Origin of the sequence: Psychrobacter sp. CLB018 (genome assembly GCF_041222815.1) — a bacterium.
In the GTDB taxonomy this organism is placed as follows: domain Bacteria; phylum Pseudomonadota; class Gammaproteobacteria; order Pseudomonadales; family Moraxellaceae; genus Psychrobacter; species Psychrobacter faecalis.
The window spans coordinates 1389416-1411845 of sequence record NZ_CP166085.1; the positions used below are offsets into that span (position 1 = coordinate 1389416).

20 protein-coding genes are annotated in these 22430 nt (G+C 44.0%); 16 read left to right on the plus strand and 4 right to left on the minus strand.

Annotated elements, in window-relative coordinates; all coding sequences use genetic code 11:
• The first annotated feature begins 277 nt into the window (after positions 1 to 277).
• Positions 278 to 2518, plus strand: coding sequence for a choline BCCT transporter BetT (betT, locus tag AB8P72_RS05920; protein ID WP_369958218.1), 2241 nt, complete (start codon positions 278 to 280; stop codon positions 2516 to 2518).
• 86 nt (positions 2519 to 2604) lie between these two features.
• Here betT and htpX read toward each other — a convergent pair whose 3' ends face one another.
• Positions 2605 to 3519 carry a protease HtpX gene (htpX, locus tag AB8P72_RS05925; protein WP_068404200.1) on the minus strand — a complete coding sequence of 305 codons (915 nt, stop codon included), beginning with the start codon at positions 3517 to 3519 and terminating at the stop codon, positions 2605 to 2607.
• A 279-nt stretch (positions 3520 to 3798) separates the two neighbouring features.
• Here htpX and AB8P72_RS05930 point away from each other — a divergent pair, with 279 nt between their 5' ends.
• The 14 genes from AB8P72_RS05930 to radA all read left to right on the plus strand — a co-directional run bounded on the left by AB8P72_RS05930 (position 3799) and on the right by radA (position 16658).
• Entirely contained in the window at positions 3799 to 4260 is a 462-nt protein-coding gene (locus tag AB8P72_RS05930) for an isoprenylcysteine carboxylmethyltransferase family protein (RefSeq protein WP_369958219.1), read from the plus strand.
• A 54-nt stretch (positions 4261 to 4314) separates the two neighbouring features.
• Positions 4315 to 5121: a PhzF family phenazine biosynthesis protein gene (locus tag AB8P72_RS05935; protein ID WP_369958220.1), complete on the plus strand. Its 807-nt coding sequence runs from the start codon at positions 4315 to 4317 to the stop codon at positions 5119 to 5121.
• 11 nt (positions 5122 to 5132) lie between these two features.
• A complete protein-coding gene (locus tag AB8P72_RS05940) occupies positions 5133 to 5462 on the plus strand; it encodes a YnfA family protein (protein ID WP_313205718.1) in 330 nt (109 codons plus the stop codon).
• 153 nt (positions 5463 to 5615) lie between these two features.
• A complete protein-coding gene (locus AB8P72_RS05945; RefSeq protein WP_313205719.1) occupies positions 5616 to 6239 on the plus strand; it encodes a 6-carboxytetrahydropterin synthase in 624 nt (207 codons plus the stop codon).
• Complete coding sequence (gene tsaE / locus AB8P72_RS05950) at positions 6232 to 6756, plus strand: tRNA (adenosine(37)-N6)-threonylcarbamoyltransferase complex ATPase subunit type 1 TsaE (RefSeq protein WP_068404209.1); 525 nt, start codon at positions 6232 to 6234, stop codon at positions 6754 to 6756. Before AB8P72_RS05945 ends, tsaE begins: the two co-directional genes overlap by 8 nt.
• Positions 6757 to 6807: 51 nt before the next feature.
• Positions 6808 to 8571 (plus strand): DNA mismatch repair endonuclease MutL, encoded by a 1764-nt coding sequence (gene mutL, locus AB8P72_RS05955; RefSeq protein ID WP_313205720.1) that lies wholly within the window; start codon positions 6808 to 6810, stop codon positions 8569 to 8571.
• Positions 8572 to 8631: 60 nt separating this feature from the next.
• A complete protein-coding gene (gene miaA, locus AB8P72_RS05960; protein WP_313205721.1) occupies positions 8632 to 9825 on the plus strand; it encodes a tRNA (adenosine(37)-N6)-dimethylallyltransferase MiaA in 1194 nt (397 codons plus the stop codon).
• A gap of 372 nt (positions 9826 to 10197) precedes the next feature.
• The gene (gene hfq / locus AB8P72_RS05965) at positions 10198 to 10734 is read left to right on the plus strand and encodes an RNA chaperone Hfq (protein ID WP_068404214.1); all 537 of its coding nucleotides are present in this window, start codon (positions 10198 to 10200) and stop codon (positions 10732 to 10734) included.
• 249 nt (positions 10735 to 10983) lie between these two features.
• The gene (locus AB8P72_RS05970; protein ID WP_068404216.1) at positions 10984 to 11976 is read left to right on the plus strand and encodes a KpsF/GutQ family sugar-phosphate isomerase; all 993 of its coding nucleotides are present in this window, start codon (positions 10984 to 10986) and stop codon (positions 11974 to 11976) included.
• A 125-nt stretch (positions 11977 to 12101) separates the two neighbouring features.
• Positions 12102 to 12668 (plus strand): HAD hydrolase family protein, encoded by a 567-nt coding sequence (locus tag AB8P72_RS05975; protein WP_313205722.1) that lies wholly within the window; start codon positions 12102 to 12104, stop codon positions 12666 to 12668.
• Complete coding sequence (gene lptC / locus AB8P72_RS05980; RefSeq protein WP_313205723.1) at positions 12665 to 13249, plus strand: LPS export ABC transporter periplasmic protein LptC; 585 nt, start codon at positions 12665 to 12667, stop codon at positions 13247 to 13249. The genes AB8P72_RS05975 and lptC overlap by 4 nt, the downstream gene beginning before the upstream one ends.
• A gap of 141 nt (positions 13250 to 13390) precedes the next feature.
• The gene (lptA, locus tag AB8P72_RS05985; RefSeq protein ID WP_180952567.1) at positions 13391 to 13879 is read left to right on the plus strand and encodes a lipopolysaccharide transport periplasmic protein LptA; all 489 of its coding nucleotides are present in this window, start codon (positions 13391 to 13393) and stop codon (positions 13877 to 13879) included.
• Between the two features lie 205 nt (positions 13880 to 14084).
• Positions 14085 to 14795: an LPS export ABC transporter ATP-binding protein gene (gene lptB / locus AB8P72_RS05990; RefSeq protein ID WP_197488858.1), complete on the plus strand. Its 711-nt coding sequence runs from the start codon at positions 14085 to 14087 to the stop codon at positions 14793 to 14795.
• 426 nt (positions 14796 to 15221) lie between these two features.
• The gene (gene radA / locus AB8P72_RS05995) at positions 15222 to 16658 is read left to right on the plus strand and encodes a DNA repair protein RadA (RefSeq protein ID WP_313205724.1); all 1437 of its coding nucleotides are present in this window, start codon (positions 15222 to 15224) and stop codon (positions 16656 to 16658) included.
• 166 nt (positions 16659 to 16824) lie between these two features.
• Here the strand turns inward: radA and AB8P72_RS06000 are convergent, their stop codons facing one another.
• Both AB8P72_RS06000 and rodA read right to left on the minus strand, forming a co-directional pair.
• Positions 16825 to 17445: a septal ring lytic transglycosylase RlpA family protein gene (locus tag AB8P72_RS06000; RefSeq protein ID WP_102077360.1), complete on the minus strand. Its 621-nt coding sequence runs from the start codon at positions 17443 to 17445 to the stop codon at positions 16825 to 16827.
• Positions 17446 to 18390: 945 nt separating this feature from the next.
• Complete coding sequence (gene rodA, locus AB8P72_RS06005) at positions 18391 to 19533, minus strand: rod shape-determining protein RodA (RefSeq protein WP_369958221.1); 1143 nt, start codon at positions 19531 to 19533, stop codon at positions 18391 to 18393.
• A gap of 275 nt (positions 19534 to 19808) precedes the next feature.
• Between rodA and AB8P72_RS06010 the strand changes: the two genes are divergently transcribed.
• A complete protein-coding gene (locus AB8P72_RS06010; protein WP_068404226.1) occupies positions 19809 to 20786 on the plus strand; it encodes a D-Ala-D-Ala carboxypeptidase family metallohydrolase in 978 nt (325 codons plus the stop codon).
• Between the two features lie 96 nt (positions 20787 to 20882).
• Here the strand turns inward: AB8P72_RS06010 and AB8P72_RS06015 are convergent, their stop codons facing one another.
• Complete coding sequence (locus tag AB8P72_RS06015) at positions 20883 to 22418, minus strand: M16 family metallopeptidase (protein WP_369958222.1); 1536 nt, start codon at positions 22416 to 22418, stop codon at positions 20883 to 20885.
• Between the last annotated feature and the right edge of the window lie 12 nt (positions 22419 to 22430).

Sequence of the window (22430 nt, forward strand, 5' to 3'; positions counted from 1 at the left end):
AGCCCGTCTAATTTCTCGATAAGAGCGTTAGGTGGGCTTTTTTATGCAAGAAACTTTATAGTGAATGCAAGTGCCCTTTTTCATTACTTTGGCTTTAACCTTTTTCATTACTTTAGCTTTAAATAGTTTCATACGTATGATTTTCTCTCACGATGCTTTACTACTGACGCTAAGCCTATATCATCATTGGATAAACACATTCAGCATAATGACATTAAACTAGGGGTAGAATATAGTGAACCTAATACGGACAGTCATATAAAAATAAGGAATATAAATGAGCGACAAACCGAATGACGATGGCTTAAGGGAGGCTGACGAGTCAAATAACCCATCAGTAAATGAGCCTAGCGAAAGCTCGCGCCCGCCGTTTGAGCGCAGGCAGTTTGGCGGTACAGAACGCCAATCAAAACCGTTTGATGAAGATGTGCCAATCTCCCGCAGCGATCTGAAAAAAGGAGCACAGGAGCTGTCAGAAAACAGTGTGGCTCATATTAATTGGAGCGTACTGATTGTCTCATCAGTTGTGATTGTGGCGTTTTCGATATGGGCAATTTTGATGCCTATCAATGCCAGTACAACGATGAAAACAGTCGTTGATTGGATTGCGACCAATCTTGGCTGGTATTACGTGATTACCATGGTGATGGTCATCGGTTTTGTGCTGTGGGTAGCACTGTCTAAAGCAGGTAGCATACGCCTTGGGCCTGATGATTCGCGGCCACAGTATAAACTGGGAACGTGGGCAGCGATGTTATTTGCCGCTGGGGTAGGCATTGACATGCTGTTTTTTTCAGTCACTGGCCCCGTCGTACAGTATTTGACCCCGCCGTCTGGTGAAGGAGCAAGTGCTGCTGCTATGCAAGACGCTGTGGTTTGGACAATGTTCCATTACGGCATTGCCGGCTGGTCTATTTATGCACTGCTTGGTATGGCAATGGGTTATTTTGCCTACCGTTGGGGCATGCCTTTATCCATTCGGGCGGCGCTTTATCCGCTGCTCGGTAAGCGGGTAAAAGGTCCTATCGGCCATGGTATTAGTATTCTTGCCTTGGTCGGCACAGTGTTCGGCGTGGCGACGACCATGGGTATCGGCGTGGTACTCTTAAACGTTGGTTTCTCAAAGTTATTTGGTTTTGAAGAAGGCTTAACGTTACAGATTGCCCTCGTGGTTGGTGCGGTTGTTTTGACCATTTTGGCCACCACTTCGGGGGTTGATCGCGGTATCCGCTGGATCTCCGAGCTCAATCTATGGAGCGCGGTGGCAATGATGGCGTTTATCCTAATCGCTGGCGAGACGGCGTTTTTGTTAAATGCCTTAGTTGAAAATTTGGGTCAGTTCTTTGTCACGCTACCTGCTCGGATGTTTAAAACCTTTGCCTATGTTCCCGGTAGTAGCGATTGGATGGGCAGTTGGACGCTATTCTTTTGGGCGTTTTGGCTCGCATGGGGGCCGTTTGTTGGGGTGTTTTTAGCGCGTATTTCGCGTGGACGCACATTACGTGAGTTTGTCATTGCCGCGATTACAGTGCCGGTATTATGTGACTTTATCATCGTTTCTTTCTTTGGTAATTCCGCCCTTTATGAGGTATTACAAGGAAATACCGCCTTTGCCGAGCTTGCGGTTCAAAGCCCAGAGCGCGGATGGTACGCGCTACTTGAGTTGTTTCCGGGGGCGACTATTTTGATAGCGTTAGCGACGCTTTCAGGATTGCTGTTTTATATCACCAGTGCTAACTCAGGGGCGATGGTGATGTCGAACTTTTCAACCTCTATCCCTGATCCAAGCGAAGATGGCCCAAAGTGGCTACGTATTTTTTGGGCGGTGTTGACGGCAGTATTGACCATCTCTATGTTGATTGCAGGCGGCGTCATTACCATGGAATATGCCACGCTTATCTTTGCTCTTCCTGTGACGATTATTGTTTATCTGGTGATGTTCTCTTTTTCTAAAGCGTTAAAAATAGAACGGGCTGAGCGCGAAGGTACGGTGCTGCGTCGTCCTTCTGTTACGCCAAGTGGCGGGCATATACCGGAGCGTTCTTGGAAGCAGCGCTTGGGACAAATGCTGGCTTATCCGAGCAAACGAGAAACAGAGCAATTTCTTGGGCGTGTCGTTCGTCCGGCGCTAAACGATGTCGCCAATGAGTTTGAGCGCCAAGGTTATAAGATTGATCGTGATAATATTCCTCATATAGCGGGCGATATTGATGTTGGTGGGCCATTATTAAAGGTATCTACTGACGCGCAAAACGACTTTTACTATCAAGTGTCTATGGTCGAGACGCCGTCACCGACCTTTAGTGGCAAGATGTCACCAGTTAGCGATGTTTATTATCGTTTAGAAGTAACGACGCAAACCGGCTCCGGCGGTTATGATTTGACGGGCTTGACCAAGCAGCAAGTGATTGATGATGTGCTTGAACAATATGAAGCGTATCTGACTTTTATTACCAGTCCGCCAGCGACAGATGTGAACACAGCCACCGCGGCAGTAGGAATTACAGGTAAAGGTTGATTGTTTATAACGGTCAAACGATGCAGATAATAGCGGCGCTGTTCTAGCCATCCGCTATCATCTGTCATGTATGTTAGGGCTGCGGCTTAAGCCTTGCTAGGATTATACTTTCTCAACGCCGCGATACGTTCATCAAGCGTTGGATGTGAGCGGAAAAGGTTAGCGATACTAAAGCCCGTAGACTGCCCAGACGAGATTGCAAACGCTTTCATGCTCTCAGGCATCTGGTCTGGACGCTGCTCAGAAGGACGCAAGGCATCCAGTGCGCTAATCATTTTTTCACGGCTGGCAAGCTTTGCCCCCATCTCATCAGCACGGAATTCACGTAGGCGCGAGAACCACATGACGATGGCAGACGCCAAAAAACCCAGCAAAATATCCATCACGATACTGGTGATGAAATAACCGATACCCGGGCCGTCCCCTTCATTTTTAAAGACAGTACGGTCGACGAAGCTACCAATAATACGCGCAAAGAACATGACAAAGGCGTTTACCACCCCTTGAATGAGCGCAAGGGTCACCATATCGCCATTGGCCACATGACCAATCTCATGCGCGAGCACCGCTTCTATTTCATCGGGTGTCATGCTTTGTAGTAGCCCTGAGGAGACCGCGACCAATGCTTGGTTTTTGTTCCAACCGGTTGCAAAGGCGTTTGGCTGAGAATTATTAAAAATTCCTACTTCCGGCATACCAATATTTACCACCTGTGCGTGTTTGGCGACAGTATCAACCAGCCATTTTTCCGTAGCATTTCTTGGCGTTTCAATGACTACTGTGCCCGTTGATTTTTTTGCCATCCATTTTGAGATAAACAGCGAGACCATCGAACCAACCATGCCATATATACCGCACATAATGGCAAGGCTAGTATAATTTAGCCCGCCTGCGCCATGGACGCCGCCAATCCCAAAAAATCTGGATAAAATACCAAACACGATGCTAAAAACCACAATCACCGCTAAGTTGGTTAATAAGAACAATCCGATACGCATCATGACGCTAACTTCCTCATTTAAGTTCAACTACATCTTAGAAACAACACCTTCACTAGAGTAAAGGGTAAAAATGAAACAAATGGCAATTATAACCTTCTATGGATAATAAAGCCGCTCATTCTAATATCAATCGTCACTTAAAACTTGTAGAGTAGGGACAACAGCGGCGTAAAGTGTTTAACTAATGAAGAATAAAAGGCGAAAAGCTAAATAAACACTGAATACTATAATAAGTAATTAAGCGCTCATTTATTATTTAATTCTATATAAGGTCTCATTATGAAATCTCTAGAACTAAAAGTACCGCCAGTCGCGCAAGTTATCGTTACTGCAGCGACCATGGCTGGTGTCTCTAAAGTCGCACCTGCTTTGAAATTTTCTTTGAAAGGTTCTGCGGCATTGGCAATGGGTTTGGGCACCATAGGAGTGGGTAGCGCCATTTTAGGTGTTACTCAATTTAAAAAAGCGCAGACCACACCCAATCCGCAAGCGCTTGAAAAAGTTTCAAGCTTAGTGACTAGTGGTGTGTATAAATATAGCCGCAACCCTATGTATGTAGGCTTGGTGCTTGTATTATTTAGCTGGGCACTATATCTGTCACACTTTCTTGCCTTTGTGTTGTTGCCCATTTTTATACTTTATATGACTCGTTTTCAAATCCAACCAGAAGAGCGGATGTTGGCACAGAAATTTGGCAAGGCTTATCAGGTTTATAAGGCAAAAGTCAGACGTTGGGTATAAACAGCGGGATAAAAAATAGCCAAAATTAATGTTAATAAAAAAGAAGAGCATGCTATGCAACTAGAAATCAATGTCGTCGACGCTTTTACGGATACCGTTTTTAAAGGCAATTCAGCAGCCGTTATTATCACAGATAATTGGCTTTCCGATAAGTTAATGCAGTCTATTGCTTTTGAAAATAATTTGTCAGAGACAGCTTTTATTGTATGTGACGATGATGGCATTTATCATATCCGCTGGTTTTCTCCTTTGACTGAGATTGCGTTTTGCGGGCACGCAACCTTGGCGTCAGCCTTTGTGTTATTTAACAAAAACCCTGATGTAGAAACCATTAAATTTTACGCAAAAGCGGTTGGTATATTGACCATCGTGCAAACAGACGATGGCAAAATACAAATGGACTTTCCTAATACTAAGCCTGAAAAGGTTGAAGATATTCCCGATAGCTTGCTGGCAGGATTGTCTGTTGCACCAGTCGAAGTTTATAAAAACACCCAAGCCTATTTTGTGATTTATAATGCTGAAGCCGATGTCTTAAACGTAGCGCGCGATAACGAGCAATTAAAACAACTTGCGCCGTTAAATGTGGTGGTCACCTGTCAGGCCACCTCCGCTGACTATAAGGATTACGATTTTATTTCACGTTATTTTTGGCCTGCCAATGGTGGCGATGAAGACCCAGTGACGGGTTCGGTTCATACGGGGCTCGCACCACTGTGGGCAGAGCGTTTGGGTAAAGATGAATTAATAGCTTATCAAGCATCAAAACGAGGCGGTATTTTAAACTGCGTCGTTGCAGGCGATAGGGTGCTAATTTCTGGTAATGCCGTGCAATATATGACAGGATTTATCACGGTTTAGGAGTGGTTGGTTTGACTGAATTAAAAACCGTTGGACTGTTTGCGCTGACCGCACTGGCTGAAATTATCGGTTGTTATTTGCCTTATTTATGGCTGCGGGAAGGTAAGTCGATTTGGCTGCTGGTTCCTGGTGCACTCAGTTTGGTCGCTTTTGTTTGGCTGCTGTCCTTACATCCCACCGCCACTGGTCGAGTTTATGCCGCTTACGGCGGTGTCTATATTTCGATGGCTATTATTTGGCTGTGGACGGCGAACGGCATCAGGCCAACCACGTGGGATATTTTGGGTTCTATCGTCGCGCTCTTAGGCATGGCAATTATTATGTTTGCACCACGTCATTAGTGAATGGATTTTGCCAATATTGCTATTAGTAAGTGACTACTTACGCAGTCATTACGATTTGCTATAATGAGCCGCACGCCGATGTGTCGTCGCGGCAAACCCTTATAATATTCATGTTTAACACAGTAAAGCTTACTGTTTTGGTCAATTATTATGCGTATTCGTAAACTGTTCAAATTTGAAAATGCGCATATCGTGCGTAATTGTAGCTCTGAGCGCTGCAAACATTCTATTCATGGTCATAGCTATCAGATTGAGCTGATTCTTGAAGCTAAGCGATTAGACCATGGGCAGATGGTATATGATTTTGGTCTATTAAAATCGTCTATTAAAGACATTATCGATAGCTTCGATCATGCGATTTGCTTTTGGAATAAAGACGACCCTGAATATGTCGCCGCCTGTAAGAAATTCAGCGCGCGCTGGATCAGTTTGCCGGTATCGCCGTCAGCAGAGCAGTTCTCACGCGTTATCTTCTTTTGGGCACAAGAAATTCTCAAACAAACCCAAATGCAAAACGGTGAATCTGATGTCAGCGTTTACTCGGTGATTGCCCACGAAACCGCAACCGGTTACGCACAGTGCTTTGCGGACGATGTGGCAAACGCGCAAATGGGTGAGCTTCATCTAGAAGACTTTGAATTTAGTGAGCAAGTAAAGGCAGAATGGCATGACCCCGAGCTATATGCCAAATTGATTCGCGGTGAAAGCTTTATCAATCCATCCGTGACTATGCAAGTACAGACGCAAGTAAGGGAAGGTAAGTTTGATGCCTAATAATATAAAACAAGACCAACATGTGAAAACCTTGACGCTGCATTCTGAAGCAGATACCCAGCGCTTGGCGGTGCAATTGGCAGCGTTGCCCTTATCGGGTAGTGTTTGGCTGTCGGGTGATCTAGGCGCTGGTAAAACCACCTTGACGCGTTATTGGTTGCAGGCGCTCGGCCATACAGGTGCGGTCAAAAGCCCAACTTATACCTTAGTCGAGCCTTATAGTATTGAGCAAAAAGATGGTTCAATTAAACCTGTTTATCATGCAGATTTATATCGTCTGCAAGACCCAGAAGAGCTGTCCTTTATTGGTTTTGATGAATATTTGGATGAAGCAAATGCCTTAGTTATTATTGAATGGGCCAGCCGTGCGGACAGCTATTTACCCCCACCGAGTTTGTTTATTGATATGACGCAAGCCGATCGCGATGATAATGATAAAGAAGCGCGTCAGGTTGAGCTGCGACTATCGAAGGCGGGCCAAGCGCAAGGCTTAGATTTGTCTTCTCTTAACCTTTAGGTTAAACCGCATCACAGCCACTGAGGTTTTATAAAAGTATGACGCTCATTAATGCCAGATAATCCCTCCAATAGTCGCATCAAAAAACTATCGCCGCTGCTTATCAATCAATTGGCAGCGGGCGAGGTGGTGACGCGTCCTGCCGCTGTGGTCAAAGAGCTGCTTGAAAACGCGATAGACGCTGGTGCGAGCAATATTGAAATACGTATTACCCAAGGCGGCATGGGTATGATTGAAGTGCTGGATAACGGCACGGGTATTCATCCTGATGATATGGTCATGGCCATTACTCGCCATGCAACCAGTAAAGTGGCCGATGTGGCTAATTTGCATGGTATTACCACACTGGGCTTTCGCGGTGAAGCGTTGGCAGCGACGGCGGCAGTTTCTCGTTTGACTTTAACTAGTAGTCATGACGACAGTGGGATTGGTCGCCAATTGCAAGTTGCCGGTGTATTGGACGAGGTGCCAAAATTGTTGCCAGTTGTGCATCAACGCGGCACGACTATCACGGTTAAAGATTTATATTTTAATGTGCCCGCACGCCGCGGCAACTTAAAATCTATTGCGACCGAGTTCGGTCATATCGAAACCATTGTCCGCGAAGTGGCTTTGGCGCGTGCAGATGTGGCGCTAACCTTGTTTCATGACAATAAAAAGCGGTTATCGCTGTCTTCAAGAGCAATGTCTGCAAATGATAACGATAATACCAATAGCAGCAACAATAACGCTCATCGTTTGCCTTTACCACGTCTTGAGCAAGCGACTGGGTTGCCATTAACGGACAACGCCTTAGAAATATCCATCGACCTTACCAGTTTGATGCAATTGCCTAAAGACTATGTGAATAATAACTTTGCTGGTCAAGCGAACATCAACGGTTGGTTATGGCTTAGCAATGACTCTCAAAGTACTTTTCCAAAATTAATTTATGTGAATGGGCGATTGGTAAAAGAAGCGTTGATTAGCAATCAGCTGCGTCAACTTGCCCAAAGTGCGCAGTTATCAGGTATTGGCTATGCGCTTTATTTTGATTTGCCAACTGAGTGGCTCAATATCAATGTCCATCCGTCCAAACAGCGTATCAAAATCAGCCCGCTAAATAACATCATGGCGCATCTTAGTCATGCGATGCAACCAAAGCTTAAAACGGTTGCTACCAAACAGAACATCAATCAGACCATCAATTCCGCTGATGATAATAGTCAGGTATTAGATAATAATCTATCCATCAATAATGCCTTCGCTGCTGAAAGGCAACAGACGTCATCGGCCATTTATTCAGCGAAAAGTCAGCAAGTACAAGCGCCCAAACAGCCATATCAGTTGTCAGAAAATACCGATAATGCGCAATCATCAGAACAGGCAACTTTTACTGAAAATATAAATCGGGGTAGCACATTAATAAGCACGGCCAATACGTCACAAAATCTATCGATAAAAAATGCTCCTTTACCATATTGTTTGGAGGTTATTTTAAATACGAGTCATGATTTAGATGCAATTAAAAATGTCAGTGATAAAACGCTACCGTGGTTGCTGTTTTATAATCGCAGCCAATTTTTTCTGATTGGCGCTGAAATATGGCAGGCGCAATTAAGCTTATTGTTTGAGTCGGATATATTTAGAAAAAAGGTTTCATTTAATGATGCGAATGCTGTCAATCAGCAGCTTACTGATTTAGCAGCAAAAATGTCTACAGAAGATTTATGGGCATTTAACGCAGATATCGAAGAATTACTTGCTAAGCATGCTTTTAAGTCTATAAATAACCAGCGTTTAATCGCATTGATGCTATCATCTACAGCCATTTAGATGTCCATCGATTAGATTGAGGACACGTTTTAGTAGTCACATAAAAATAAAGGTAATCCTATGCAAATCTCGTCTGCTAGCTCATCTTATCGCCTCAATCCCAATTTGGCATATAATAGCGTGGTGTGCTTGATGGCACCGACGGCGAGTGGCAAGACAGCTCTAGCGTATGAGCTATACGATACTGGGCGTTATGAGCTGATTTCGGTCGATTCAGCATTGATATATCGTGATATGAATATCGGTACAGCCAAACCAACCGCTGCAGAGTTGGCACGCTATCCGCATCATTTGGTTGATATCATTGACCCGATGCAAAGTTATAGCGTCGCTGAATTCGTTAATGATGTTGCTCGTTTAATTGATAGCTGTCATGAGAGGGGCAAAATACCTTTGCTCGTTGGCGGTACTATGATGTATTACATGGCGCTTATTGATGGGCTATCGCCCGTGCCTGACAGTGATGATGACGTGCGCGCGCGTGTGGAGCAGTGGCGGCAAGACGAAGGTATTGGTGCACTATATGATTATCTAGGAAAAATAGATCCGATAAGCCACGAGCGTCTTAATGCGACCGATACTCAGCGTATCACGCGCGCGGTTGAAGTTTATCTGCAAACCAATATACCCATCAGTGACTGGCAGCAAAAGCCCAAACAAGCCTTGGCGCATAATCCCAATCAGCAATGGCATGCGCTGGCGGTGATGCCAGAACGTTCATGGCTACATCAGCGTATCGAGCAACGTTTGGATATAATGTGGCATGATGGGCTAGTGGCGGAAGTGATCGGATTGCTTGAGCAGTACCCTTTGACACCAAACTTACCCTCTATGCGCTGCGTCGGTTATCGCCAAGTATTAGAATACCTAGTCCATATTAAGCATCCAATATTTAAACAGCCGCACTTGGATAAAGCGCAATTTTATGACGCCTTTTCAGAAGTAGAAGCGGCGAGTGCAAGTAAACGACCACAAGACACCACTACTCAAGCGCTCGATCAGCCATTGACGCTCAGCGCTCAAACCGAGGCACTTGCTTGTCAGCAAATGCAAAATAAGGCATTATATGCGACCAGACAGCTGGCGAAGCGTCAATATACTTGGCTGCGCAAACTTACTCAGTTGCCCAATTTGCCTGATAATGCGTCAAATATTGTAACCAAGCTAAATGAAAACGATGACAAGCTTATGCGCGGTGATATCAAAATAAAAACGTTTGCTACTATGACCCAAGTAAGAGAGTATTTATACTAAAACCAAATCATATAAAGCGCGTTAATTAGCCCCGTAAAAAATAATGACAATTAGTTTCAAAATAAAGGTTGGATAACTGCTATAATTTAAATCATAGTAAAATAGTGTGAATTATATCGGTATTATTGCTTTTTTAACGGTCGTTAATTAACTTTTGTTGGTAGGAAGTCTTAAAAAATAAGCGGTTACTTAATTATTTACAATAATAACGTATTCACGGTAAAGTGAAATTATTTAACAAGAATTACTGCTTATTTAGATACGTTTTATAAATAAAACTTATTATTGTATCTGCCCTTAGCCATTATAATTAAAGCAATACTTATAATAATTGGCACTAAAAATAATTATATAATATTTAGGAGAGATGTCATGTCAAAAGGACAAACTTTACAAGACCCGTTTTTGAACTCGTTGCGCAAAGATCGCATTCCTGTTTCTATTTTTTTAGTTAATGGTATTAAGCTGCAAGGTCAAATTGAATCATTTGATCAATATGTGGTGTTGTTAAAAAACACAGTGAGTCAAATGGTTTATAAACATGCCATTTCAACAGTCGTGCCAGCTCGTAATCCTAGAAGCAGCACGACGACTGGCACGGGTACGCAAACCTCAACGGGCGCACCTGCTGGTTACCAAGGTGGTATGAGTAGTGGGTTTGAGCGTGGTAGTAACCTTGCTGGTAGTGGCGGTTTTGAAGAGCGCGGCTTTGCCAACCGTAGTGGCTTTAATCGTGGCGGTTTTGGTCAAGGCCAAGATCGTGGTTTTGAGCGTGGCAGCTTTGGACAGGGTCAAGAGCGCGGCTTTGAGCGCGGCGGCTTTGGTCAAGATCGTGGCTTCGACAATTCTTCAGACAATGCTATGTTTGAAAACAAATCAAACGATGATATAGACGATAGCAATCAATAAATAACGCTATCTGACGTCTATTTGATTGAAAGTATGTTATTAAAATGTTGTATAGCTGATTAAGACCTACTATTAATTATAGTGGGTTTTTTTTGTATAAATAGACGTATAATCATGGCTGAGCAAGCGACTATTTACACTACTTAGTAAGTGGGCAATGATGAAAGCGACGTCTTGCCCTATATTATTAATATCAGCCATAGTATAGTAAAATGTTTCATTGATTCACCGAAAATATAGAGCTAACGTATGAGTAATCCGCACCGCAACCTGACCCATCAACAATTTATTAGCACTGCCATCGAAGCGATTCATACGGAGATGGCGGCGCTAGCATTGTTAACGGAACAAATCGATGATAGATTTGCTCAAGCCTGCGATATTATCCTAGCCTGCAAAGGACGTGTGGTCGTGACCGGGATGGGCAAATCGGGTCTGATTGGTCGTAAGATAGCCGCGACTTTTGCTTCTACGGGCACGCCAGCGTTTTTTATGCATCCTGGGGAAGCGGGGCATGGCGATTTGGGGATGTTGGTGCAGGGCGATGTCCTACTGGCTATCTCAAACTCGGGCGAGTCAGATGAAATTAGAATGCTGCTGCCCGTGGTTAAGCGTCTAAATATTCCCCTGATTAGTATTAGCCGAGACAAACGCGGCATGCTACCACGAGCGGCGGATATCATTTTGACGCTGGGTAAATCACAAGAAGCTTGCCCGCTCAACCTTGCTCCGACTTCTAGTACCACAGCGACCTTGGCATTGGGCGATGCATTGGCTGTGGCCTTGGTGCATGCGCGTAATTTTACTTCAGAAGACTTTGCCTTATCGCATCCTGCAGGCGCCTTAGGACGCCAGCTGCTGACGCGGGTCGAAGATTTAATGCATACCAATTCAGAAAATTTACCGCTTATTAATCAACAAGCACCGTTACAAGACGCTTTATTTACCATGTCTTCTGGGCGTTTAGGTATGACAGTGGTAACTGACGACGAGCAAAAAGTCGTTGGTGTATTTACCGATGGTGATTTGCGCCGCGGCTTAGAAAAAGGCATTGATTTGCAAACCCCGATGCGTGAGCTGATGGTCAGCAATCCACGCCGCGTCAGTAAAGATATGCGCGCTTCCGATGCTTTAAGTGTGATGAATGAAAACGGCATTAGCCAGCTGCTGATCATCGATGAGGAACAGCGTTTGGAGGCCATCATTACGGTACATGACTTATTACAAGCCGGTGTTAAGTAGCCCTATTTTAATAAACGCTGTATTAAGAATTGGCGCAATTAAGATGTAACGTAGGAAAAAGCCTTAATAAAAGAGTGTTTAATAAGAATACGTCTCATAATAAAATCATTAATAAGAGAAAACTGATGCAAGACTTAATAAAAAAGGCCGGACAAGTAAAGTTATTGGTCATGGATGTTGATGGTATCTTGTCAAACGGTCAAATTATTTATGATGCCAACGGTACTGAAACCAAAGCCTTTTCGGTACAGGACGGTGTCGGCGTCAAATCGTTGGCGCGCTATGGTATTTTGACCGCTATTATTACTGGTCGTAGCAGTCCTATGGTAGACAAGCGTGCTGCTGAAATGGGTGTCAATTATATCGTCCAAGGTCGTGATGATAAGCTGATTGCATTGAATGAGCTATTAGCGACGCTTGATGCTGAGCTTAATATTACCGCTGCTGAATGTGCTTATATGGGCGATGATTTACCAGATATTAAAGCGATGCAAACGGTAGGCTTTGCGGCTACTGTCCCAAATGCCCATCAAGAGGTGATAAAGCGCAGTGATATGGTGACTACCCGCACAGGTGGCACCGGCGCAGTACGGGAAATATGTGATCTTATTTTAAAAGGTCATGGTCACTATCAAGATTTTATCGCGCACTATACGCTTGATGCAACAAAACCTGAGGATAACTTATCGTGAATACTCGTGTTTTAATCGTTCTGGCGTTGATTATTGCTGTAATTGCTGGCTGGTTCTTCAAACAGCAAGGGGAGATTACGCCGCCCGTTAGTATGGAACCGAGGGATGTGGATTATGAAGCCACCGACATTAAAGCGGTGCAAACTAATGAAAAAGGTGAGACTGAGTACGAGCTGAGTGCAGAATCCTTGACCCATAATCCTGTGACCAATAAAGATGAGATGAAAGGCATCACCATGAATTGGGAGCCATCAGACGAGCAGCGTTACCGTGTTGAAGCGGGCAGCGCCGCCATCAGTCAACAGACAGGTGAGATGGGCTTATCAGGTGGTTTTACTTTAGTTAGCGAAGGCAAAGCGGGCGAGTCTGATATTGAGCCGATTAAAGTCATGGGCACTACCTTAAAAGGCAATACCAAAACAGGTCAAGTCTATAGTGATGAGCCAGTAAAAGTTGAACAAGGGATGAACCGCTTCGAGGCGTCAAGCATGAAAGCCAACCTTGAAACTGGGGACTATGAATTTGGTCAAGTCGCGGTTGCATTTACGCCCGCGAAACGCCAAGATAAAGCTTTATTTTAACAGCAGCACCTAGCAGGAAGTTTGCAAACGCCACTACCCATAATGATACGAGTAACTTTTATGAAATCTACTTTTTTGCCTACTTTACGCTTGCTATCGACACGCTCTATCCAAGTAACACACGGTTTGCGAACGCTACCGATGCTAATGTTGTTAGCATTGCCGTTATACAGCCATGCCTTGCCATCAGATGCCAATCAGCCGATTAAGCTGCTAGCAGATAAGGCGACTTATAGTGAACGTACAGGTATCACCAGCTATTCAGGCACCGTTGTAATTACGCAGGGTACGTTCAAAATGACCGCCGATGATATTACGGTCAACCTCTCGCAAGGCCGTAGTATCAACTCGGCAGTCGCCACCGGCCGTCCAGCGACTATGCAGCAGGTAGTGACGCAAGAAAAGGGCTTGGCAAAAGGGCAAGCCAATAAGATTGATTATAATGCGGTCACGGGTATCGTGACGCTCACAGGTAATGCAAAATTGGTACAAAATGGCGCCAGTTTTGCCGGTAATGTCATTCGCTATAGCTTAAAAGCGGGCGATGTAGAAGCAACTGCTGGTGGCAGTCAGCGCGTAGAATTGGTCTTCCCGCCCAATAGCGGCAGCAACCGAAGCAGCATACGCTAAGCACAGTATTTTCAATATAAAAGTAAGCGATAGTAATACTAAAAATTTTGCAACTTTAACAGTAATTGACAGGTAAGTGATGAGCGATATTAAAAACAACGTTGTTAAGACCAATGAAATCCACAGCAACGAAATTCATAGCAACGAGCTTAATAATGGTTCTGTAGCAGCAACCAATAGCTCCGAGCCTGTCGCCCGTTTAACGATGCAAAATTTAGGCAAACGCTACGGCAAACGCTGGGTGGTAAAAGATGTATCATTTTCTGTTGAGCAAGGGCAAGTTGTTGGATTATTAGGACCAAATGGCGCGGGCAAAACTACTAGCTTTTATATGGTGGTCGGACTGGTCAATATGGATAAAGGCCGTGTCACTCTAGGAAAAATGGATTTATCAAAATATGCCATGCATGAGCGCGCGCGTGCTGGTATTGGCTATTTGCCGCAAGAAGCTTCTATTTTTCGTAAATTATCCATTGAAGATAATATCTTAGCCATTCTGCAAACCCGTAAAGAATTAAGTACCGCTGAGCAGCGTCAAGAGCTTGAAAAATTGATCGGCGAGTTCCATTTAGAGCATGTACGCAAATCATTGGGTATGAGTGTCTCAGGCGGTGAGCGCCGCCGCTGTGAGATTGCGCGCGCGTTGGCGGCCAATCCAAAATTTATCCTATTAGATGAGCCTTTTGCCGGTGTTGACCCTATTTCTGTTGGTGATATTAAAGACGTTATTTTAACCCTAAAAAATCGCGGTATTGGTGTACTCATCACCGACCATAACGTGCGCGATACCCTCGCCATTTGCGAAAAAGCCTATATCGTTTCAGAAGGCGCTATCATTGCGGAAGGGACATCGTCTGAAGTGTTGGAAAATGATTTGGTAAAATCTGTCTATCTTGGTAAAGACTTTCGAGTATAAAAAACTTCCCTGGGTCTTAGATATTGTTCTCTATAAACCTTTATCTGAAACTTTAGCCAAATATCTAATTACTGCATGATGCAACGGATATTTGGTTATTTAGTCTTAACATCTATAACATATTATAAGTTACTGTCTGCCTTTCAACATCTCTTGTCTGTTTATAAAAAAAGGCATGTATAGTCAAAATATCCTAAAAACGCGACGGTATTGCTGATATCAATTTTTTGTAGCCTCTGTCTGCGCAGGCACAGCAAGCAAGAAAAATTGATATCAGCAGTGCGTGATGTCTCTATATTACTTTTCACTCACTATACATCCTTTCTTGCATTTTTTCACTTAAGCTCATATAGAGCATTCTAAAATTCTACTTATTATTCGCAATTTATTACTTTCGATTGACCAGTTCAATAAGGTTCATACGTTATGGCAAAAAATAAAAGCAGTTATGTCTGTCAGCAGTGCGGGGCGCATTTTGGCAAATGGGCGGGGCAGTGTACAGACTGCGGTGAATGGAACAGTTTGGTCGAAGCGCCAAATGTCAGTATGCCACACCACAATAAGAATACTTCAAAAGCGAATGCTAGCCGAGCGGTTTCTCGTAGTGCGGGTGCACCTGCTGGCAATTATTCGGGTACGCACAGTGCGGTCATGCCACTCAATGCGGTAAGCGTGACGCTAGATACACGCCTGCCCACTGGCATTAGTGAGTTTGACCGAGTGTTGGGCGGCGGACTGGTGGCCGGTTCGGTCGTTTTGATCGGTGGTGACCCAGGAATCGGTAAATCGACGATTTTGCTGCAAACTGCGACCAATATGGCAAAGGCTGATTCATTGGCAGGTAGCGCGCTGTATGTGACAGGTGAAGAGTCGCTCGCCCAAGTAGCGATGCGCGCCAAGCGTTTAGATTTGCCAGCGGATAGATTACGTGTGCTCGCGGAGACCAATGTTGAAACCATTTGTGCGGCTTTAACCCAAGAGCAGCCGGCGATTGCTATTATTGACTCGATTCAGACTATTTATACCGATGCCATTAATTCTGCCCCAGGCGGCGTTAGTCAAATTCGTGAGTCGGCAGCTATTTTGACCCGTTATGCGAAGCAAACTGGCACGGCACTATTTTTAGTCGGGCATGTGACCAAAGAAGGCACGCTGGCAGGGCCACGTGTGCTCGAACACATGGTTGATACGGTTTTATATTTTGAAGGCCAGTCCGATTCACGCTTTCGTATGATTCGCGCGGTAAAAAACCGTTTTGGTGCGGTTAATGAGCTGGGTATTTTTGGCATGACCGATATGGGGCTTAAAGAAGTCGCCAACCCCTCAGCGATATTCTTAAGTCGTTATGATAAGCCCGTAGCGGGTTCTGTGGTGATGGTAAGCCGTGAAGGCACCAGACCCCTGCTGGTCGAAGTGCAAGCCTTGGTCGATGACTCACAAGGCTCACCAAGGCGTATGGCTTTAGGGCTCGACTTTCAGCGCCTATCAATGCTGCTTGCGGTCATGCATCGTCACGGCGGTATTCATACCAGCGGACAAGATGTGTATGTAAACGTCGTTGGTGGCGTTAAGGTGATTGAAACCGGGTCTGATTTGGCAGTGCTACTGGCTTGTGCTTCTAGTATCAAAGAAAAGCCTTTACCCTCATCACTTGCCGTTTTTGGTGAAGTCGGCTTATCAGGGGAGATTCGACCGGTTCCTAACGGACAAGAGCGCCTAAAGGAGGCGATGAAACACGGCTTTAAACACGCGATTATCCCTAAAGCCAATGCGCCTGCCAAAGATGCGCCGCAGTTTAAGGGTATCAATGTCATCGCGGTCGAGCGTCTCGATGATGCGATTGAAAGCGCATTTGAGTTATAGTTTTTAAAAGCTATCCTATGTTAACTATTTAGCGTTAAACGTTAAAAACGAAAAAGCGCCTAACTTTAAATGAGTTAGGCGCTTTTTTTAAAACTAACGTTAAGCAGTCTTTTCGATAAAAAACCGTTAAAGGTTTAAACCGCGAATGGTCTAAAACGTTAATGGTTTAAGAAGAGGGGCCTGAAACACGCTCAATAGAGACGTTACCCACACCTTTATTGGTAATACCAAGTTGCTTGGCAGCACCGTAAGATAAATCCATCACACGGTTACCATGGAATGGACCACGATCGTTTACTTTAACGACGACGCTTTTGCCATTGGTTTTATTGGTAACTTTAACGTAGCAGTTTAAGGGTAACGAGCGGTGAGCAGCGGTTAAGCCATTCATATCAAAGGTTTCGCCACTGGCAGTTTTACGGCCATGAAATTGACGACCATACCAAGAAGCCAAACCAGTTTGTTTAAATTTGCTTACAGAATTAGAAGCGACTGCCGTTAAGCGCTCTAAAACATCTTCATCATTAGATACTTGGGCAGTGTCGCTGGCGAGCAATGAGCTGCTAAGGGCTAATGAAGTAGGCTGACGAGCAGACTTAACTAAGCTTGATGCGCCGTCATGTTGACGACTAAGTTCACCGAGTACACGGTCAATACGGGAGGCGTTATCTTGCGAAATCGTTGCAAGGGAGGTTTTTGATTCTACAGCATTTGCATTAGTAGCGATTGCAGAGCCAGCAAATAAAACGGCTGACATTGTAAGTAAACCAGATAAACGCTTATTCATAAATACCTCTATAGCGTATACACTAGAACCTAACTCTAAAACTTCTTAGAGGGAGCGAGACAATATTAGACCACTCTAACAGTGCCGCAAACTCAAAAGCCGCTCTATCATCTATCTGTTTTATCACGATGATAGTAAATATGGGCTTTTATAAGCTCTAACATATGGTAATTTTCATTTATATCATCATAAGTGGCTCGGGAATTATCGTTATATACGACTCGCAAAACCCACTTATGACACGCTCAAATGATAGTTAACAATAGTAATCAAACAACTAAAGTAAGATTGCACCAATCGATAAAGGACTTTTTTGCATTGCTAAGTTAATAAAGGGTTTAAAGTATGTTGCGTATTACTTTGTTATTAAACCGTTAATTAAGTAGTGACTTTGCAAGCCCAAAATCTACAATTTGCTAACTATACGGACGAGCTACAACTGCAATATAATTAAATGATATCTTTCTTAGTAGCTATGTACGCGTTGTGTATCAAACTACAATAAAACGAGGGTAACGCAATTATTTGTAAAAAACAAGGGATAAAACCTAACAGTACTAATCGGTCACTAATAGAGCTTTACCAGTGTTTTAACAAAAAATTAATAGGGTAATGGCTATAGATAACAACAACTTATGGTTATTTTTGAAGCAAGAAAGTTAAGGTTTCAATAGTAATTTATGTAGAATTAATGACAAATAAGAAAGGCTTAAAAAAGTAGATATTCATTTAATTTTAGCAATTTCGTTGTTACATTCGATTACTTAGCCAAGCACATTTTGCTTCAGTTTCTAGGCTAATTTGTTAACGTATCATTTTAACCCTGTCTATATAGGGGAGTTATATAGACGTTTCAACCCAAGTTTATAGTGATTAACGAATGTAATATTGGCTATTAAAAATGAACTTTACAGGTGAATAGGTTGTAAAAAATAAAACCATGACTTAGCCAGATTTGTGGGTATGAATTGACATCAGTAAGCCAAAACCTGCCATTAATGTCACAATAGCAGTACCGCCATAACTGATAAAAGGTAAAGGCACCCCAACGACGGGTAAGATGCCGCCGACCATGCCGACATTGACAAAAACATACACGAAAAAAGACATCGCAATTGCACCTGCCAGCAGTCGACTATAAACATCAGGGTGCGAAAATGCGATATATAAAGCACGCATAAGCACGCAAGCATAAATAAACATCAACAATATCACGCCAAGCAGACCAAACTCTTCAGAAAAAGCGGCAATAATAAAGTCGGTGTGACCTTCTGGTAAAAAATGTAGATGCGACTGTGTGCCTTCTAAATATCCTTTACCGGTCAGACCGCCCGCGCCAATGGCGGTTTTGGACTGAATAATATTCCACCCGGCACCTTGGACGTCAGCTTCAGGATTGAATAGCGTTAAAACGCGCGTACGTTGGTAGTCGTGTAATAAAAAGTTCCAAGCAAATGCCACCAATGGCACGGCTAATGCTGCTGCACTAGCAATCAAGCGCCATGATAGACCCGCTAAAAACAATACAAAAATGCCACTGGCTGCGACCAGCAAGGAAGTACCAAGGTCAGGCTCTTTGGCGATTAATAATACCGGCACGACAATTAACGCTAAGGTGATGGCAATACTTGATAATGAAGGCGGTAAGTCACGTTTGGATAAAAACCACGCACACATCATTGGCATACCAAGCTTCATAAACTCTGAAGGTTGAACGCTACCAAAACCAGGTAAGTTAATCCAGCGCTGCGCACCCATACGCACCTCGCCAATGATATCGACCAACACCAACAATATCAGCCCCAATACATAAAATATGGGCGTAAAGGTACGATAAAGGCTAGGCGGTATCTGCGCCATAGTAAACATCACCGTAAATGCCACGCCATAACTAATGACTTGGCGGATGACCATATCAGTGTCTTGGCTTGCTGCGCTATATAAAATCGTCAAGCCAATGCAACAAACGGTCAATAGCAATAAGGTCAGCCACGGATCAATATGGATACGTTGCCAAAGCGTCGGCGCACGACCTCGACCAAAGTGATGGCTTTGACGAGAAAAACGGTACTGGAGGTTAGAAGGCATAGGTGATATGTGACTGATAATTGGCGTGAAAGAAAAGTCTGCTTTGACAAACGATAAGTAAGCAATCAGCGAGGGCAAAATGTTTATCGGGCAGCTTAATTAAGAATTTGGTAGCAAAACGCATAATTTACCCGTAATAAAGTAACGACAATATAAACATTATAAGGATAAGTGTTAATAACGAATCAGTGACCATCAATTCGCTGCGATAGTTTAGCTTGCTTGCTTAAAATTTGATAGTATCGATAAAACGTTTTTAGCGGTAGTTTCTGGTAATGATAAAGACAAAAAAATTTATTTATGGGCACATTTATAAGCCTATTATCGTCCTAGGTATTTGTGCCAGCAGTATTTCCGTGCACGCCGCTATTATAAGTGATAATAGTGAGCGCCGCATCCAAATCCGTCATGGCAGTGGTACGACCAATAATAGTGGCAATGCTTATATCACACCCGCTAGCAGTTATGGCAGTCAAAGCAATAGCTATAGCGGCGGCGCAACCATCTTGAGTGAAGGCGCTCGTCGGTCAAATGGTATTAGCGGCGACAGTATGCAAGGGCTGATTCAACAAAAACAGCGCGAGTTTAACTTCGATAGCGCAGTATCGATAGAAGAAAACAAACGCGTCATTACCAATAGAGGGACGCCACGTTATAGCAGCGGTAATAATAACTTTGGAAATAGTAATTATAACGATTTTACCAGTATGGATTTTAATGTATGGTTAAATAGTAATAGTTACCGCGCAAGCCAAGTGGCCAATTATCAACAATATTTAAGCTCACGCGTCGGCGCAAGAAATGTACCGCCCTTATCTCAGCTGTTGACGACCGCTCGTAGTTGGGATAAATGTGGTTATGAGCCTTATCAGCTACCACCGCAGGAGTTATGGGCAAATATTGTACCGACCTTGCAGCTTTATAGTCAGCTAAAACGCCAAGGTATTTTACCTGCCAGTACCGAGATACGTTCAGTATATCGCAGTCCGGGGTTAAATAATTGCGCGGGCGGGGCGAGTGCGAGTAAGCACATGACCGCAGGCGCGATGGATATCTGGGTGCCTGAATATGAAGGCAATTTATGGCAGCTAAGTCGCATGCAAGATAGTCTCTGCGAGTTTTGGCAATATCAAGGGCAGTCGCATAACTTTGGTTTAGGACTGTATTCTACCGGTGCTATTCATCTTGATACCGATGGTTATCGCAAATGGGGCTTTAATCATGCCAGTAGCAGCTCCGCTTGCCGCTATTAAAAGCAGACTCTTCAATTTAAAAAGCTCAGCCAGTGATTACTGATTGAGCTTTTTTATTGAGCTATTTTTTAAGCGTCTGTAAAAATAATATTGGCTCTACGACTTTTTCTTAGGTTTCTTCTCATCCCATGGATTGACCTCACCAACAGTCACGATCAAAAAGTTATCAGGCTTTAGAGTGTCGCGCAGGGTTTGGTTGACTTCTGAGAGTTTAACCTGTTCGATGCGATTGACATAGTTGGTCAAGTAGCTGTTAGGTAGCTGATAAAAATTCATCATACCAATTAAGCTGTTGATTCCAGCATTACTGGCAAATCCCATCGGAAAGCTGTTTTTTAAATTATCCGTGGTCAATTTCATCTCATCGCTGGTAATACCTTTATCTAATGTCTCATTAATCACATTTAGGCTGACATCAATTGCTGCGCGTGCTTTGTCATTACGGGTTGAAAATCCAATTTGATAAGGACCGCGCGCCAACATCGGGTTCATAGAACCTGATATGCCATAAGTATAGCCGAGGTTTTGCCTGACTTCGGTCATCAGACGCGCGTTAAAATCGCCCCCTGCTAGCACTTCATTACCGACGGCAAAGTTGGTTTGCTTTTGCTGCGCTTGCGGGTCGGTGGCACGCTTTTCGCCCAGTTGTCCCATCAATACCGTAGTTTGAGTGCTAGGAAACGGAATATGAATATGTTGAGGCTGGTTTAGTGGCTTTGGTTCGGGCAGGGCCGCCGCCGCTTGACCCGCTGGCAAGTCTGCCGTAATTTCTTCCGCCAAATTTTTCGCTTGTGCCAAAGTCAAATTACCCGTCATGGCAAGCGACGCATTGGCAGCGACTAGATAGCGATTTTTAAAATCAATTAGCTGTTTTCTATCAATATTAGGAACGCTTTCAAGCGTGCCAACCGATGGATGCGCATAAGGGTGGTCGCCATACAATGCCTTACTAAAGGCGATACTGGCAAGACTGCCAGGGTCTTGCTTTTGCTGTTGTAAACCGACCAATAAGCGTGCTTTATTACGGGCTAAGATTTGCTCATTAAAGCTCGGTTCAGTAAGCATTTGCGTCATCAAGTCAACCGCAGGCAGTAGATGTTTATCATCAGATAAGCTACGCAACGACACAATAAACATGTCTTTATAGGCGCTACTACCTAAACTGATACCCAAGGTTTCGACCGCCCGCGTGAACGCGTTTTCATCTAAGCGTTTGGAGCCTTGTTCAAGCATCGTCGCGGTCATATTGGCAATACCAAAGCCTGATTTACTGATACTGCCGTCACGTGCGCTACCGGCGTTAAAGCGCAAGTCAATATCGACAATGGGCAAGGTAGTGGTCGGCACGAAAAGCACAGGAATACCGGCTTTGGTCTTAAAGCTCTGAATTTTTGGAACCGTGACTTCTAAAGGTTTGGCATTTTCAAGACTACTCAGCTTAGACAGAGCGGCAATTGGCGCACTGGTATCGACTGCAGCAGCTGGCGTACGAGCATCTTCGCTACCTGCCATATCTGCCTGCGCTACAGTGGTCAAGCTCATCATCCCAAAGAAGGCGCAAGCACCCAAATAGGGCAGCTGCTTGAAGTGAGAAGATAGTTTGGTTTTTTTGAGAAAATGTATTTGCGTCATGTCTTTCTTCTT